Source organism: Methylacidimicrobium cyclopophantes (assembly GCF_902143385.2).
GTDB classification, from domain to species: domain Bacteria; phylum Verrucomicrobiota; class Verrucomicrobiia; order Methylacidiphilales; family Methylacidiphilaceae; genus Methylacidimicrobium; species Methylacidimicrobium cyclopophantes.
Genome location: NZ_CABFUZ020000141.1, coordinates 15060 through 31519 on the forward strand (window position 1 = coordinate 15060; position 16460 = coordinate 31519).

The following is a 16460-nucleotide window of genomic DNA, read 5'->3' on the forward strand; positions in this document are numbered from 1 at the left end:
ACCCCGAGGATCGAGGGCACGACCGACGGCGGCATGCTTCTCTTGAATCGGGCTAGAAGGGATGCAAGTTTTTCCACCCGGCCGTCTTTCCGGCCAGCTCGTCCAGCAGTTCATGAATCGCCCCGGAAAAGCGCTTTGGATCGCAATCGCGGGACACCGCAGCCAGCGCCCCCGCCCGGAGCCGCTCCCAAAGCTCACGGTCCGTGTAGAGCCTCCGGCAAGCGGCGGCGAACGCCTCGGGATCCTCCACCGGCGCTTTGAGAAGCGCCTCGCCGGCTTCCCAACGTAATTGGCGGGCGATCAGCTCGCTTGCAACCATCGGCACTCCGCGAGAAGCCGCTTCGTGCGCCTTCATGGGGATTCCCGCGGCAAAGCGGGTCGGTGCCAAAAAGACTCGCGCCCGATCATAGTGAGGGCTCAAGTCCGCTACCGGCCCGATCCCGATCACTCCCGGCCCAAGGCAGGCTAGCAGGTCCGGAGAATCGGTCCCATAGCCGACGGACAGCGCCCGCGGAGAAAGACCCGGCAGGCCACGCGCAATTCGAGGAAGCACTTTTTCCGCAAACCAGAGCAACGCATCGGCGTTGGGACTATGGAGGTCTTGAATCCCTCCTACCAGAAGAAAATCCTGCCGGCTCTCAAAAGATGCCGAAGTAGGTGCGGGAAGCAACCCATGACCGATCACCCGAACGTTTTTGATTCCTCGACGCCGAAACTCATCCGCTTCGGCTTCGGAAACCGCGACGACCCGGTCCGCTCTCGAGGCAAGAGCGACCTCCCGATCGATGCGCCGCTCGGCCTCCCCTTTCGGCAACGGGGTCCCTCGCACAAACTCCACACAGCGGATTTCCCGCAAGGCAAATACGGCTTCCGCATCGTAGACCAATCGCGCTCCCGCAAGGAGTTGCTCCGCTCCCTCGATCTCGGCAAGGCGGGCCATGTTGTGGGGCCGGGAAACCCAGACCAGATCATACTCTCCCCGACGCGCTTCTAAATAGAAGCCCAAAAGAGAAGCGTCCATCCCCCGGAGCACCTCGACCTCTCGTGGCACATTCCAATAGATCTCCTCCCACCCCTCGACGGCCCCGCTCATCGGAAAGAGGCTCACCTGAGCTCCCCAAGCCACAAGCTCTCGCAAAATCGCGTTGGCACGCGGATAGCCTGCGCCCAGTTCCGGTTTCGGGACCCGGTCGTCGATGTAGAGCAACCGCAAGGTAGGCCGAGGGAACGGCGCCCGGAGGAGCCGATTGGCGCCAGAAACCGCTCGATCTCTGAGAAATGACTCGTGACGAGCCGCGAAGAGCTTCCGATTGCGCTCCATCCATTGCGTCGCCCGAGCCAAGTTCGAACTGCCGAATTCCCAGTGGAGCACTACCGCGTCAGGCTCATAAAGGACCCGCATTCCCGCCTCCCAGAGTCGAAGACAGTAGTCGGCTTCCTCGTAATACGCCGGAGCAAACGCTTCGTCGAAACCGCCCATCCGCGCGAAGATCGAGGAGCGCGTCAAAAGAAACGCGCCGGAACAGTAATCGGTTTCTCTTCGAAAAAGATAATCTCGTCGCAGCGGGCTATCCCCGCGCCCGTAGCCGTGAGGGCTTCCATCCCGCCAGAAAAACGAACCCGCTTCTTGGAGCCGGCCGTCGAGATTGACGATTCGAGCCCCCACCGCGCCCACGGAAGCATGACTCTCGAGCGCCTTTCTCGCCGCTTCTATGGTTCCGGGCTGGATCTGTGCGTCGTTGTTCAGAAAGAGCAAAAGATTCCCGCGAGCAGCGAGGGCTCCTTGGTTGGCCGCCCGCAGAAAGTGGAGATTTTCCGAGTTCCGGAAGATGCGCGCCCCTTCGACCCGCAGCAGCAGCTCTCCGGTCCGGTCCCCAGAAGCATTATCGATAAGGATCACCTCCGCCGGAACCGCCAGATGGATCTCTATGGAGCGCAAGCAAGCAAATGTCAGCTCCGCTTGATTGCAGAGCACGATCACGATAGAGAGCTCCGGCTCTTCCGAGCGGGGAAGAAAGAGCCGATCGCTGCCTCGCAGGAATTCGTCCAAAGCAACCCGATACCTATCCCGAACCGCCTCTTTGGCGACATTCCCCTCCAGCGAAAACCCGAGGCTATCGCGCCACGGCAACGCGTCGCCCGCTCCGGCAACGGGCAATAGAACTTGAAAGCTCTTCCGCAGCGCATCCCGCAACCGTCCTGCCGGCTCCTCGTTCTGCCGGCGAAGAAACCCGAGAGAGACGGCTCCATGAAGCAGGGAAAGCGTCCGAAAACTTCGAGAACTCAAAAGTCGTTCCGCGAGGGCTTTCAAAGCAGCCAAGGCATGCAACCGACTGGCATTCGGAAGTCCTTCGTCGGCCAGCTCTTGGGCAACCACGCAAGCCCGCGCCAACGATTCGCTCGAGCGGCGCGAGCGCAATCGAGCCGAGCCGAGAAAGTTCCAGACTGGGTCCGTCGAGATCTTCTCGAAGAGTTCCGCCGGCTCTTTTAAGGCAGCGTTTCGGAGAACCTCTTTTTCGGAGAAAGCCGAGTCGATCGTGGAAGATGCCGTCTCTTCCGAAGTTCCCGCCGCAATTCGTGCACCCAAATTCGCGAAATGCCCGCGCACACGGGTGATTCCGTTCTCGGAAAGGGAGACCAGCATACGAAAAGCTTCCGCTCCCTCGGAGCCGACGAGGAGCACTCCCAAGCCGTACGAATGCGGGAAGAGGAACGAAGGGTACACCGTCCGCAGCTCCTTCCAAAGTCGCCAGACCCCGAAGTCGATCCGCCACTCGGTCACGTCGTGCAGCAAGACAACGGCCCGCCGGCTCAACTTGGGCAACCAATGGGAAAAGTCGTGCCGGACCGCTTCGTACCGATGGCAGCCGTCGATGTGGAGCAGATCGATGCTCCCTTCCGGGAAGAGCTGCGCCGCTTCGTCAAAATCCATTCGAAGAAGGCGCGAGAATCGACCGTAACGAGGATCGTGGAATCGACGGAGCTCTTCATAGAGTTGATCTCCGTAAAAACCCGCTTGCGGATCCCCTCGCCAGTGATCGACGGCGAAACAAGACGTGGTGAGCGAGAGCGCCCCCACTGCCTGGCAAAACGCCAGGTAGGAATCTCCCGCCATCGTCCCGAGCTCGACCAGCACCTTGGGTCGTAGGGCCGCGATCGACCAGAAAGCAAAGGGAATGTGCCCCGACCAGCTGGAAAGACCGGAAAGAAAGAGGGGCCGATCCCCCGCGATCGGGAACCACGGCAATAGTCCCAAGAGCAAGTTGCCCGATAGGGCCTTTCCCTCCGCCAATTCCCTCTCTCTAGGGGTTCTTTCGGAAATCGACGTCATTCCGCCTCGTCTTCTCTCAATCCCACACGCGCGGCATAGCGAAGATACGCCGCCCCTGTCAAGAGCGAGATCGGAACCGATCCCGCCTTACGCTTCCGGCAATCCGCCCCGCGCACCCGCCAGCCGTTTCCGGGCTCTGCGCAGCGATTGTTCCAGCCGCCGCAACCGATCGAGCAGCCGCCATGTGCGCGATGCCCGCAGGCGTTCCTGCAAACATGCAAGCTCCCGCTCCCGCACCGCCAGCAGTGCCCATGTTGCCTCCTTCTCCTGCCGCTCCGTCAATACTTCCTGCTCAAGCGCCCCTGCCCGCGCCCACTCCGAATCGAGGGAGCGTAGGAGCGGAACGATCCGAACGAATTCCGCATGGAGGGAGAGCATGCGGGCCGCAGCCAGCCTGGGTTCCTGATCGGTGGAAAGATCCTCGAGCGCCTCATAGCTCTCCACGACTATCGTAGGAAGACCGGGCCGGTTCCGCAACTCCTTTGCATCCAAGCGCGCATGACGCAGTTCCGGTTGGAGGAAGCTTCTCGCCTCGGTCACGGCTTCCGGGCGCCAAGCAAGGCCTATGCGCTCTCCGAGCCGGCGTAATTCGCGCTCAGGCATTTCCAGGAGCCGATCGTAGTTGACCGCGACAAACGGCCTAGCCGCAATCCGAGGCCAGTGACCAAGATACTGGCTTGTCCAAAGAAGCAAGGATCGGTCCTCTGGAAGTCGATTGCGTTCCGCAAGCGAGCGGGCGCAGGCAAGCGGGTGCCGGACGGCGACGACCTGCAGGATCTCCACTCCGGCTCGTCGCAACGCCTCTTCCCAAAACGACAGGGCTCGCAGGGTCCGCGGATCTTTAAACGCCCACCATTTCGCGGAGCCGAACCTTCCTCGAATATCCTCAACAGCCTCGTCTAACAAGGAGCATATCGCGGAGGAAGCCAAAGGGATCTCCAAGGGTGCCGCATGCTCCCACCACCGGTCTCCTTCCTCTCCCAGCAGTTCGGTCAATCGCCGGTTGATCGAGAGAAAGCGACCGTCTTCCCAAAAGCCGGTCGGATTGTCCGCAGCCGGCGCAATGAGGTCGGAGCCGAGATCCGCACCCAAAAAACCGAGACACCGGGTAAGGGCGCTCGTTCCGCAACGGTGCATGCCGAGGACGAGGAGTGCCCGGGATTTCATATGGGGAAAGCCTAGATGCTCCTACGCCACTCCTGGGTTCGCAAGCGAAAAGTCGCAGCAGACAAGACCGGTCGGATGCGGGATCGATTCCCTGTAGAGTCTTCCGCTTCGGTCGGGGTACGAAGCGCGCTTGGACGGAAGAATGGCGGCGCTCTCCAGGAAGACAAAAGGGTGCATAGCCAGTGCGGGGAAAGGTCCTAAAAGGGGATGAGCGAGCCTCTCGGCCGGAAAGGACGCTCCCGGTCCCAAATCAAGACGACATCAGAGTGCGTCCTGACTTTGGAGGAGACTTCCCCTCGTCTATCCCTCGACTCGACAGAATTCGTTTTTGAACCAGCCGGACCGCCGCCCCCATGGCCCATCGCCCGCTCAATTCAGAAATCCGCTTGTTCTCTCTTGAGCGCAGCGGATATAGAAGCTCTTATGCGATTTGCGGCCGAGGCGGTCGCCGCCCTCCGAAAAGCTTGGTGCCGAGCGGCTGGGCTGCCCCCAGACATTCTCCCCGAAGGCTCTGCAGGAATCCAAACCCTCGGACCCAAAGGCTATGTCGGCGGCTTGTGGGACGAACTCGGCGAGCTCCAGTTTCGCTTCTTGGTTGAGCAGGGGCTCCGGCCGGAGCACGTCCTCCTCGACGTCGGCTGCGGCTGTCTCCGAGGAGGCATCCGTTTCATCCGCTATCTGAATCCAGGCCACTATCTGGGCATGGACAAGGAAGGACTACTCTTGGAAACGGGCAAGCGGGAGCTCGGACCCGATCTCGTGCGCGAAAAGCGTCCGGAGCTTCTTTGTTCCGGCTCCTTCGCCTTCCACCGTTTTTCCCGTCGGCCCCAATGGGCGCTGGCACAATCTCTCTTTACCCATCTCTGCCGACGGGACCTGGAACGCTGCCTCGCTCGGCTTCGCCGGGTGATGCTTCCCGGTGGTGCCTTTTACGCGACCTTCTTCGAATCCGCGAGCCCGAACCAGAATCCGCGCGTGAGCCACTCCCTGGGCTACTTTGCCTATACCCGGGAAGAGATGGAGAGTTTCGGCTCCCGCCACGGCTGGACGCCGCGCTATCTCGGTGAATGGAGTCATCCCCGGCACCAGAAAATGATGCTCTTTACAGTCTGATCTCCCCATCTTGGAGAGGGACGACGCTCGTCTCTCTTCCAGCTCTCTCATGGATTTATCGATCGAAGCGCTCGCGCTTCCAAAACCGGCGCAATTTCCTTTCGCAACTTCGCAACCATTCGATGGCTCGCCAAGCCCGAGAGCTCTCCATCTTAGACAACGAAGCTCGAAGAAGCTGCGCCTCCGTGCGGGCCAAATGAAGACTTTCTTCCAGTGAGTGGAGGCTCTTTTCCCGGGAGAGGAGAACCTCTTGTCCGAGGCGCCAGCGCTCTTCGAGCCTTTTGCCAAGCTCGAATTGCTCGACAGCGGCCCACAAGAGCTTTCGGAGCACCTCCGGTAACGCTTCCTCGTATGGGCGAAGGATCCGAAGGTGGTTGTCTCTCGGATCGGTGGTAAGTCGCATTCCGGAATCTCGAACCCGATACCAATAGAGTGGAAGCGGCACCGATTCCAACCTGTACCCCGCAAGCACCGCACGCGCGAAAAGTTCCCAGTCTTCTGCGCCCACCCCTCGATCTTCGGTAAATCCGCCGAGTCGCTCGAAAACTTCCTTCCGGAAGAGTGCGTTGGCATCTCCGAAACAGTTGAAAAAGACACCCGTCGCCGCATCTCCGCCGGAGAAAACGATCCAAGCTCCGACTTCCCCATCGGATCGAGGCGGATCCTCGGTATGCCAGCTCCGCAAGGCGCAGGTGAGAATGTCGGCTCGGGTTCGCATCGCCACCCGTACAAAGGTTGAGATCTCTCCTGGATCCGCCACATTGTCATCGTCCATGAAAAGGAGATACTCTCCATGGGCTACGCGAGCCGCCGCGTTGCGAGCCGCGCCTAAATAGCGATTGGATTGCCGAACGATCTGCCAACCGCGCTCCTCAAATTCGGAGTCTAATCCCCGAAGATAATCGAGCGCTTCCGCTGAAGAGCTTCCATCGTCGAGAAGCACGACTTCGAAGTTCGGATAATCTTGCTGGCGAAGAGACGCCAGCGCCTGAGCGAGCAGTCGAGGTCGATCATAGTGGGTAAGGCAAACGCTTACCAAAGGAGGGGAGGAGATCCAGTCCGAATTTCTTTGGGAACCTTCTCTCGCCGACCGGCTTTCTGCCCAAGAAAAGAAATGCCTCCTCCTAAGTAAGGGGATTCCTTCGCGGAGAACCTGGGTGAGGCGCTCCGCGAATGCTTTCGGTTCCGGGGATACGAAAAGAGCCTCCTTCAGTTCGGATGGGAGGCACTCTCCCATCCCGGGCGCGTCCGACGCGAGGAAAGGAATTCCTCGCACCGAGAGTTCCGGTAGAGGCGAACCAAAAGCCCCGGAACGATAGGGCACGACGGCCAGACGGCCTGGCTGCGCGAGATAGCCCAGCGCTTCCTCACGCCCTAAGCCGGCTAAGATCCTACAGGAAACCGACCACGAGGCGGTCCGTTGCGTCAAATACTCCCGGGAAGGCTGGTCTCGAATGGTTCCCGATGGCCCAAGGAAGGCAACCGAAAAACGTTGCAACCCTCGATCCAAAAGAAGATCGATCGCTCGGCAGAAGAGCTCGATTCCGTACATGCTCTCAAGACCACCGAAAAATACCAGCTCGGTGGCGCTGACCGTCCACAGAGCCGAAGAAGGACTTTTGATTTCCGGAAGGGGATCGGGCAATACGCAGCAACTTTCCGGCAGAGTCCAACCGCGTTCTTCCATCCATGCGATCCCCGCTTCCGTCGGACAAAGAAGCTTGTCTGCCCACTCGACGCTGCCCCTCTCGAAAAACTCCACCTCTAGGGCCTCGATTCCGCCGATCGTCTTTCCGCCACCGGAATACCGCCAAGAGGAAGGCCCACGCGCATGAACGAAAAATCGCACCTTTTCAAAGGCCAACCCTTGATGCTTGGCCAACGCGGGAAAGAATCCAAGCCCAAGACGTTCCGCAAAGTGCACCGCGTCAAAGAGCTCCTCCCTATCCAGCAACCAAAGGAAGAGCGCATAGGAGCTCCTTCCCCAGCGGCTGCGGGCCCTTCTACCCGTAATCCCTTGGGGAGCGAGAACAACTCGAGGGGGAACCCCTTGCTGGAGAGCTGTTGAACCCATTGGCAGTTTGGCTCAGTCGGACTCTCGGAAGAAGATTCCAAGAGCAAGGTTGCCTTTTTCCCCTCCTCCGTGAGTCGACGGATCCACTCAACCCAACCCGCTCCGACTTCCCCGGGAAGATCTGACAAAAAGGTGGCGGGTTCGGCGACGACAAATCCGTTCCTTTCAGGGAAAAGGGATTTTCCATCGGAGAACGACGAGTGCTTGGAACCGTTGAATCCGTTCACCCTCTCCGATCCCCTACGAATGCCGTTTCCCCCGCTCTCGCTGCCGCTTCAATGTCCACGATGCCCGCTTGCTTGACACGCACGATCCATCGGCTTCGATTAGATAGAGACCTTGGCGGCTTCCCGGCATGCAACGATACTCCATGGCAAATCGAAGTGCGGCCCAGAAGACTAAGGTGCGACCAGGCTCCTGGCAAGGGAGCGTTTCGACGCGTCCACAAAGGGTAAGATTTGCTGCCTGCATCGGACATCTCCGGGCAACGGTCCCCCGCAAGAATGAGCTACCTCGCCCCCACATTCAGAAGCCGCAGAGATCACATAATCCTCGAACCGGAACTGCGGCAATCGTAGTTTTTCTTTTCCTATGGAGTACTTGGAGTGGCTCGATGCGTTCGAACGGCTCGATGATCGAGATCGAGCAACGATTCGCAGACGCATCGAAGAGCTAGATGCATTCCCGCTGATTTCGGTGCTGATGCCGGTCTACGAAACTCCGGAACCTTGGCTCCGGAAGGCGATCGATTCGGTCCGCTTTCAGATCTATCCGCGATGGGAGCTCTGCATAGCGGACGATGCTTCCTCTTCCCCGCACGTTCGGAAAGTCCTGGAAGAATACGCACAAGTCGATTCGAGAATCCACGTCGTCTGGCGTGCAGAGAATGGCCATATCAGCCGTTGCTCGAATAGCGCTCTTGCGCTTGCGAAAGGAACATGGGTCGCCTTGCTGGATCATGATGACGAGCTGGCCGAGGAAGCACTTTATCTCGTTGCCGAGCTGATCTTGCGCAATCCCGAAATCCGCCTCATCTATTCCGACCAAGATGTGATCGATGCAAACGGCAAACGATCCGATCCCTATTTCAAGCCGGATTTCTCCTACGATCTTTTGCTATCCCAAAATTACATTTTTCACTTGGATGTCTATCATGCCGGACTCATGCGCGAGCTTGGAGGATTCCGCCCCGCATTCGACGGGAGCCAAGATCATGATCTCGCGCTCCGTTTCGTCGAAAGGATCCGGCCGGAGCAGATTCGGCACATTCCACGAATTCTCTACCACTGGCGCAAGATCCCCGGCTCGGTTGCGATGGATGTGGAGGGAAAGCCGTACGCACTCCCATCTGCCCGTCGAGCGATTGCCGACCACCTAGCTCGCACCGGGGTCGAGGCGGAAGTGGGACCGTCTCCGATCGGCAGCTGGCACCGGATTCGGAGGAAACTTTCCTCCCGACCGCTCGTGACTATTTTGATTCCCACCCGCAACCGGTTGGAGCTGCTTCGTCCCTGTCTGGAAAGCATCCGGCACCAAACCCGCTATTCGCCTTACGAGATCCTCGTGATCGACAACGACTCGGACGATCCCGAGACAATCGCATTTTTGGAAGATTCCGAGCGATGCGGCCGCCTTCGCGTCCGGAAGGATCCCAGTCCGTTCCACTATTCTGGGATGCATAATCGAGCTGTTCCGGACGCAAAGGGCGAAATCCTCGTCTTCCTCAACAATGACACGGAAGTTTTTGCACCCGATTGGCTCGAAGAACTCGTAAGCCACGCCGTCCGGCCGGAGGTGGGAGCGGTAGGAGCGAGACTGCTCTACCCGGATGGCTCGATCCAGCATGCGGGGATAGTGCTCGGGCTTTATGGGATGGCCGGACATCTCTTTCGCGGGATCTCGAAGCAGGATCCGGGTTATGTCGGGCAAGCGGTGCTGACGCGGAATGTTTCTGCGGTCACGGGCGCTTGCCTGGCGACACGCAAGACTCTCTATCAGGAAGTGGGAGGATTCGAGGAGCGTCTCCCGATAGCCTGTCAGGACGTGGATTACTGTTTAAAGCTCCGAGAAAAAGGCTATCTCATCGTTTATACCCCTTTCGCAGAACTCTTGCATCGCGAGCTCTCGAGTCGAGGACCGGATGACACTCCGGAAAAACGCCCGCGGGCGGAGCAGGAAGCCGCGTGGATGCGTGCGCGTTGGGGAAAGGCTCTTTCCGAAGATCCGTACTATAACCTCAACCTAACCCTCCGCTCCGAGGATTGTTCCCTCGCTTGCCCGCCTCGTGGAAGAAACCCGTGGTATGGGGAAGGAGACCAAGCTTGTGGATGGGTGCGCCTCGAAGAGGAATTCCATCACAGAGGTCGCCTGATCCGTGATCTGCGAGAGGAGCTTCGTCGAGCGACGGAACAAATGCTCCGGAAAAGCGAGGAAATGCAGGAAGTGCAAGCAATCCTAGGGAAAGTGCAAGCAATCCTAGGGAGATTAGAGACGGAACTTCGACAAATTTATCGCCAACCATTCCGTTCCGCGCTGCGACTCTACGAGAAAAAGATTCGCAGCGTTCGAAAACGGCTTTTCTCCTCCTCAGCAGATAACGACGGAGCAAAGACGCAGCAAAGGTCTTAATTTGCTTAAGGGAAAGGGAACGCGCATCGAACTATGCGCCTGTCACACTCCCCAGAGCGGCTATGGTGTGGAATCATGCTCAGAATCTCTCCGCCTTCGTCAGGAATCCGACGGAACATTCCGAGAAACGACAAATTTCTCAACCGGTTCTGGAGCTTCGTCGGCCTCGGACAGTTTGGTGCCGAGACCAGAGAGTTTCCGCTCAAGCGCCCGTAGGTTCTCGGCATACATTGCGATACTTCGCTCGTTGATTGACCTATCCGGTTGGATCTCCCGATGAGCACCCTCGAGCCATTCTTGATAGATCGCCTGGAGATGTGGGACCGCTTCTTCCCAAATTGGCTCAGCCCAGAGGGCCCCTTTTCGATAATGGCCGAAATCACGAGGAATGGCTGCCGACCGATAGCCGACAAGCCGAGTGTTCCCGGCGGTGCAATAGTCCATATTTCCACCGTAGGCAGTAGCCACGACCGGCTTACCCAAAGAACGCATTTCGGCGATGGGCAGCCCAAAGCCTTCGGTAGAATGAAGGGAGATGAGAGCCGTGGTGCTGCACAGCAGGCCGAACATCTTCGCCTGAGACAGTGAAATGCCGACAATCTGGATATCGGACCTCGAGGAGGACTCCGCAAGGATCTTCTGAAAGTAGGCGGGATCGGCCTCGACGTTGCTGAGCTTCAGCAACAGCCTGCGGTCGGCGGTCGGCGAAGGAAAGGCCCGCAGATAGGCACGAAGCGCCAGAAGAGGATTCTTTCGTTCCGGCATCGACCAAAAATCGGCTGCGGCGAGGAAAACACATTTCTCTTCCAAGCCCAACTCCGCTCCAACGGAACGATCCGAGTCTCGAACGATGGCATCTATGTCGAGGTTGTGCCAAGCAACCCGAATCGGCTTCTCGGTACATCGGCGAAAAGAGGCCGCGCAGAACTCGGAGGGACACCAGATTTCGTCTACGAATTCGGCCATCTCCCTGGCGCCAAGCGGCGGTTCTTCGAGTTCCCATGCCCAGTAGCCGATGCGGAGTTTCGCCCGAGAGAGGATCTCCGGATGGTGTTTCAATAGCCCCGGAAGATGGTCGCAATTCACATGTAAGATATCGATCTGGGCCCGATCGTTTGGAAAACCAAACGGGATGGCGAGAGCACCGCCGGAACTCCAGCTTCCTTCTCCGAAAGCAATTGCACAAGTTGGATAGCCCAAGCGCTGCAGCGCACGCACCGTGCTGCGAGCCGCCTCGGCCAGTCCGATCGTCGACAAAAAAAGGCCATAAACGTTGATCCGCAGCTTCTTCTCAATGGGAAAGGCCGACACCGAGGCTTCCTCTCGGCGTCCGGCTAGCCAACGTCGCCGAAGACCGGTAGCCAGCCGCCTGCGAACCTTGCGAGGCACAAACCCCCTTCTCCCTCTGTTCCAGCGTTCGATCGCTCGGCGCAGATGCTTCTCCCATCCTTTTTCTTCGGTCCACCAACCTCGGGCAGGGAAAAGGGAACCGAAGCCCGCCGCACTCCGTCCCGTACTTTCGAACCAAGTCGACAAGTCCTGAACGAAGAAGCCTGACTCACAGGCAAAAGTCTCCCGTAGCCCGGGAAAGGAATCGAAGGTGCGGGCCAGAAAGATCGGCAGCCAAGGATACGCACGGTCCGGAAGCTGCATCCACTCCCAAAGAGCCTCTTCCATTGATCCCTCTCTCCAACCCTCCCGATCGACCGCTTGAAACGCCGCTTCTCCGCGTAACCATTCCCTTAGAAACTTCGGGATCTCGTAGGGGCCGTGCATCCCAAGACGAGGCGCCTGACCGTTCCATTTTGCTACTCCCGTAGACTGCAAGGATCTCCGATAGTCGGCCAAAAGGGTCCGGAGGGCAGAAGCACTCCCGCTCATTGGAAATGGAAATCGACTACTCCACTCCGCGAGAATCTTTTCCTCTTCTGTGTCGGCGCCTACATTACCCAAACCGCTAAAGTGGAAAAACCGGATCGGATATCCCTTGGCGCAGAGCGGAACATCGTTGGGGTCTCCGCTCCATTCCGGCCGACGATCAACCAGGTTCCAGTATCCGATGTTGTAGCCAGGATGACGGAGAATGGCAGCATCCGAGACAAGGCAGAAACCGTAATTCAACCAGTCCCGATCGTGCCCTTTTTCTCCTTTAGTCTCGAATAAGAAGGCTTCTTGCCACCAATCGAGAAAGGACGCGATCTCGCTGGTCTGCTTCAGTGCAATAAATCCAGTGCTCAAGCTGCCCAAGTTCCGCAACATCCCTTCCTTCCAACGAAGTCCAGACTCTAGAGTCTCGCTAGTAAAATAGGGGGTTACGATTAACGAACTCTCGAGCGCCATCTCTTCCAGCTCTTTGAATTCCGAATATACTTTTATCTCGCTGTCCAGATAGAGGACCCATTCGAACCCCTCGGCGAACAGCTGCCGGAATCCAAAAGGCGTGAGGCTGGAGATCGCTTCCGCGAGCTCATATTTAATGAAACGAGTTCGAAGGTCAGGGATCGCTAAATCTTCGAGGGGTCGAGCTTGCGCAAGTCCGTCGTCAAAAGCCGAAGACAAATGGGGCCTATCGACAACGAAAACGAACCGCAGCCATTGGGGGTGATGACGAGCTACGCTCTCCATGAGAACGCAGGCATGGGCCATGCGGTCCGGGGTAACCAAAGTGAACACCGCATGACGGCGTGCCGCTCCGCGGGGAAGAAACCCCTCACCACTGCTCGCTGGCGCCATTGGGAAAGAGAACCGTCGGTATCACCAACCACCTTGCAAAACAAGAGAAAAGGAAAGCCTTGTCGATGCCATACCCCAAGCTGCGCAGACAATTTCCCCTACATTGCTTTTCGTTTTCATCCGGTGGACGTCCTTGGCTCCGAGCCTTTTGCTTCCCCGAGCCAAAAGAGCACCTCCGCCACGACCGCTTCGGGCGAAATACCCTCCAAGCAAGCGGTCCCGAAGGGACACTCCTCCGCTCGCATGCGCCAACAGGGCGAGCAGGAGATCGGGACACGGAGGACGCTCACCTTTTCTCCGACGGGGTGAAAGAGGCGAAAGTCGGCGGCTCCCGAATAGGCGACAACGGTCGGAATCCCTAGGGAAGCGGCAATATGACTCGCGCCGGAGTCGTTGCCGACGAAGACCTGAGCTTCGGCAAGGAGCTCCGGCAGCTCTGCCAGAGGGATCTTCCCGACCAGGTTACGACATTGCGAGGCAGGAATCTCCCGGACGATCCGCTCCGCATCCGTCTCCTGGCCCGCAGAACCGACAAGAAGGAGAGAGCAGCGATGGACGGAGGCAAGACTCCGGCAGACCTCGGCGTAATGTTCGACCTTCCACTTTCGTGCGGTACCGCCCGAGCCGGGAGCTACCGCCACTAGACGCGCACTCGCTTGCGTGGTTCGAGGAGCGTTTGGGAGAAGGAACCGCGCTCGGTCCGACCACATCGCGGCCGTGGCCGCCTCTACCGCCCGGATGAGCAGGATGGCGGACACTTCGCGGTGAGGCCCATATCGGTTGGTTTCCCCGGGCTCAAGGAGATCGGGATTGGGTAGCGAGATGTCCAAAACCACGTCCGCCCCTGGAGCTGCATAACCTGCCCGCAGCTTTGCGCGGACGAGCCCCAAAAGGGGCCTGGTATCGGGATCAACCCGCAGATCGATCGCGAGATCATATTCGCCCAACCTGGAAGCGAAGGAGGAAAAGCCGGAACGGATCCGCTCGAATTCCCATGCGTTTGGACGCCACCGTCCCGAGACTTCAGGGAAGAAGGGAAAGGAGAGAACGTCCTGGAACGATCCGAGCCTTTGGGCAAGAGCTACGTTCCAGGGTCCACAGACCAAATCGATTTTTGCTGCGGGCCACAGGGAGCGCAAAAGACGGAAGGCGGGCAATCTCATGACAAAATCCCCGATGTGGTCGAGCTGGAGCGCAAGAATGCGAGGCCGCTCTCCGAGCCGGTTGCCCAAACCCTGAATCCCCGAAAGACGCCGGACCTCCAAGGCGCCGACCGACGGGACCGCCATCCGATCGACCGTAGCACCTTTTTCAGTCGAGAGTTGGCCTCGCCCTTGAAAAGCCGAGCGGATCAACCGCTCCGCCCGACGGAGAGGGTGCTTCAGTCTTTTTTCGTGAAGCCGGCGAGCCTCTTGGGAAAGAACCTTCGTCAGGACCGCGAGCTCCGCCCTCTGCTTGTGGAGACCGTCGATCTCCTCCGCATAGCGATAGGGGACGAAATCGTCCGCGAGACAGGGGGCGGCCACGAGTCGCTCCTTTCGACCTAGCTGCTCTCTCGCCAGATAGAAGCGGCTCCGCCCGTCGCAATACGCCAGCTCGTACCCTTGAGCAACGAGGAAGCGATCTTTGACCGTCGGCAAATGCTCTCCTTCGGTCGAGGTCCGATTCTCCTCCGAGTCCACAAGAATGACGATCCAAGGTTTCATGCGAGAGAACGGGAATCGACAAAGCAGCTTCTCCTGCCAGCCGCTGCCGGCGGCCTTCAAGAAATGAATCGTCTGGATCCCGTGCCTTTGGAGGAGCGCCTCGAGACCGTCAAAAAATCTCTCCCCCTCAGCCGAACAAAAGGACAGCCCCTCCCCTCCCTCCGTGAGCAGGAAGTTAAGATCCCTCGGCCGAGATGCGCAAAATGCCGCCAGGGTCTCCCGGCCAGCGATGACGTTGATGCCTCGCCACCCGCAATCGGAAAAATGTTTCGTGAGGGAGCCCTTGGTGGGATCCGCTGGCCCAATGTCGACGTAGAATCCCAAGGAAATATCTGCTAAAGACCTATGAAGGAGCACATCCTCGAAGCGGTCTGCGTAGGAAACCCAAGGCATCGTCGGTCGTAGAGAGATCGGCGTATTCTAGCTCTTCCTGGGAGGATAGCAACTTCTTCCTGCGACTCCCTCCCTCTGCAACGTCTTCTTCGCCAACCGGTGCGTTTCCCGTACTCCCCGGCTCTTCGAATTGCTCGGTGCGGCGATCTGGCCGACCCCGGACCAAGCCGGCTCTTCTAATCATTCCTCATCCATTCGATCCAATGCTTTTACCCTGGGCGGGCGATGCGCTTGGAATCTGCAGAAAGATTGGCCGCCCCGTGTCGCGCGTTTTCTGGGGTCGCCCATCGACGGCGCTCTGCTGCCACTCTTGCTGTCTGCCCATATCGCGGAGGAGCCGGCCGCTGCGAGGACGAGCGCAACGCCTCAGTCCAGATTGCCTTGCCACCGCCAAAGGAGCCGGTAGCAAGCGAATGGCGGAAGACCGCCAGGGTGCAAAGCGACATCATGAGCCCCATCGCCCAAGAAAAATTGGCTCCGCAGCGAATGCTCCTGCCCCTCAAATTGGTGGTGGATCTGCTCAAAGCGCGGATCTACCTGTTCCAAGCACTCGGCATTCTTTCGACGGGGCGCGTCGAACCGCTGGTCGATGTCCCAGCACAATCCGTCGAGCTTGGTCTCGACCAGAATCAGCCGCTCCTCGACGGTTCCCAGCCGCTTGTCGATCTGTTCCCAGGTCTCTTCCGGGTGGGCTGCGTCTCGATTTCTTCAGCCGGCATACTTTTTCCGTGAGACGATAGACCGTGGAGAGGCAACCGGGAAGCGCCCGTGGGCCAGGGGCGAGGAAGCCGGTAGATCCAGATTGCTTTCCCCGGCAAGGAGAGATAGAAGGAGGTGCACTCGCGCGGTGGAGAATGGGGTTTTCCCTATCCGCCGCGGCCATCGACCTTCATGGAAGCCGCCAAACCGTTCGTTCCGGTTATCTTGGCGGGCGGGGCAGGCACCCGCCTCTGGCCGCTTTCGCGCAGGGGAAGGCCAAAGCCCTTTCTGGAGCTGCCGGATGGAGGAACCCTCTTCGGTAGGGCTCTCGTCCATTCCCGCTCCCTTGTTGGAGCGGCACCTCCTCTGGTCGTCATCCATCGGGACTACTACTTTCAAGCCCGGGATATAGCCGCCCGGGAGGGAAGCGGGGAGTTCCTCCGCTATCTCCTCGAGCCGGTCGGAAGGAACACCGCCCCGGCTATCGGGGCCGCAGCGCGATGGATCGGCGAATCTCTGGGACCCGAGACGGTTCTCCTCGTCCTGCCGGCCGACCACCTGATCGAGGAGGGAGCCGCCTTCGGGGAGGCGGTGGGCCGCGCGGTCGAGCTCGCCC

The 16460-nt window shown here is 59.1% G+C and carries 9 protein-coding genes; 4 read left to right on the forward strand and 5 right to left on the reverse strand.

Annotation, left to right across the window (positions count from 1 at the left end; all coding sequences use genetic code 11):
• Positions 1 to 52: 52 nt before the first annotated feature.
• Positions 53 to 3331, reverse strand: a complete 3279-nt coding sequence (locus FN369_RS06665; RefSeq protein ID WP_142525406.1) for a class I SAM-dependent methyltransferase — start codon at positions 3329 to 3331, stop codon at positions 53 to 55.
• A gap of 87 nt (positions 3332 to 3418) precedes the next feature.
• Complete coding sequence (locus FN369_RS06670) at positions 3419 to 4498, reverse strand: sulfotransferase family protein (protein WP_142525407.1); 1080 nt, start codon at positions 4496 to 4498, stop codon at positions 3419 to 3421.
• A 423-nt stretch (positions 4499 to 4921) separates the two neighbouring features.
• On the opposite strand from FN369_RS06670, the gene FN369_RS06675 reads away from it, so the two are divergent.
• A complete protein-coding gene (locus tag FN369_RS06675) occupies positions 4922 to 5611 on the forward strand; it encodes a class I SAM-dependent methyltransferase (protein WP_142525408.1) in 690 nt (229 codons plus the stop codon).
• A 55-nt stretch (positions 5612 to 5666) separates the two neighbouring features.
• On the opposite strand, the gene FN369_RS06680 is transcribed toward FN369_RS06675, so the two are convergent.
• A complete protein-coding gene (locus FN369_RS06680; RefSeq protein WP_142525409.1) occupies positions 5667 to 7685 on the reverse strand; it encodes a glycosyltransferase in 2019 nt (672 codons plus the stop codon).
• Positions 7686 to 8276: 591 nt separating this feature from the next.
• Here FN369_RS06680 and FN369_RS06685 point away from each other — a divergent pair.
• Positions 8277 to 10313: a glycosyltransferase family 2 protein gene (locus FN369_RS06685; RefSeq protein WP_142525410.1), complete on the forward strand. Its 2037-nt coding sequence runs from the start codon at positions 8277 to 8279 to the stop codon at positions 10311 to 10313.
• 99 nt (positions 10314 to 10412) lie between these two features.
• On the opposite strand, the gene FN369_RS06690 is transcribed toward FN369_RS06685, so the two are convergent.
• Together FN369_RS06690 and FN369_RS06695 are read right to left on the reverse strand one after the other, a co-directional pair.
• Positions 10413 to 13046, reverse strand: coding sequence for a glycosyltransferase family protein (locus FN369_RS06690; RefSeq protein WP_142525411.1), 2634 nt, complete (start codon positions 13044 to 13046; stop codon positions 10413 to 10415).
• Between the two features lie 116 nt (positions 13047 to 13162).
• Positions 13163 to 15145 carry a glycosyltransferase family 9 protein gene (locus FN369_RS06695; RefSeq protein WP_142525412.1) on the reverse strand — a complete coding sequence of 661 codons (1983 nt, stop codon included), beginning with the start codon at positions 15143 to 15145 and terminating at the stop codon, positions 13163 to 13165.
• 447 nt (positions 15146 to 15592) lie between these two features.
• Between FN369_RS06695 and FN369_RS06700 the strand changes: the two genes are divergently transcribed.
• Both FN369_RS06700 and FN369_RS06705 read left to right on the forward strand, forming a co-directional pair.
• The gene (locus FN369_RS06700) at positions 15593 to 15877 is read left to right on the forward strand and encodes a hypothetical protein (RefSeq protein ID WP_142525413.1); all 285 of its coding nucleotides are present in this window, start codon (positions 15593 to 15595) and stop codon (positions 15875 to 15877) included.
• A gap of 102 nt (positions 15878 to 15979) precedes the next feature.
• A partial coding sequence (locus FN369_RS06705) for a sugar phosphate nucleotidyltransferase (RefSeq protein WP_246189593.1) occupies positions 15980 to 16460 on the forward strand: 481 nt, incomplete at its 3' end.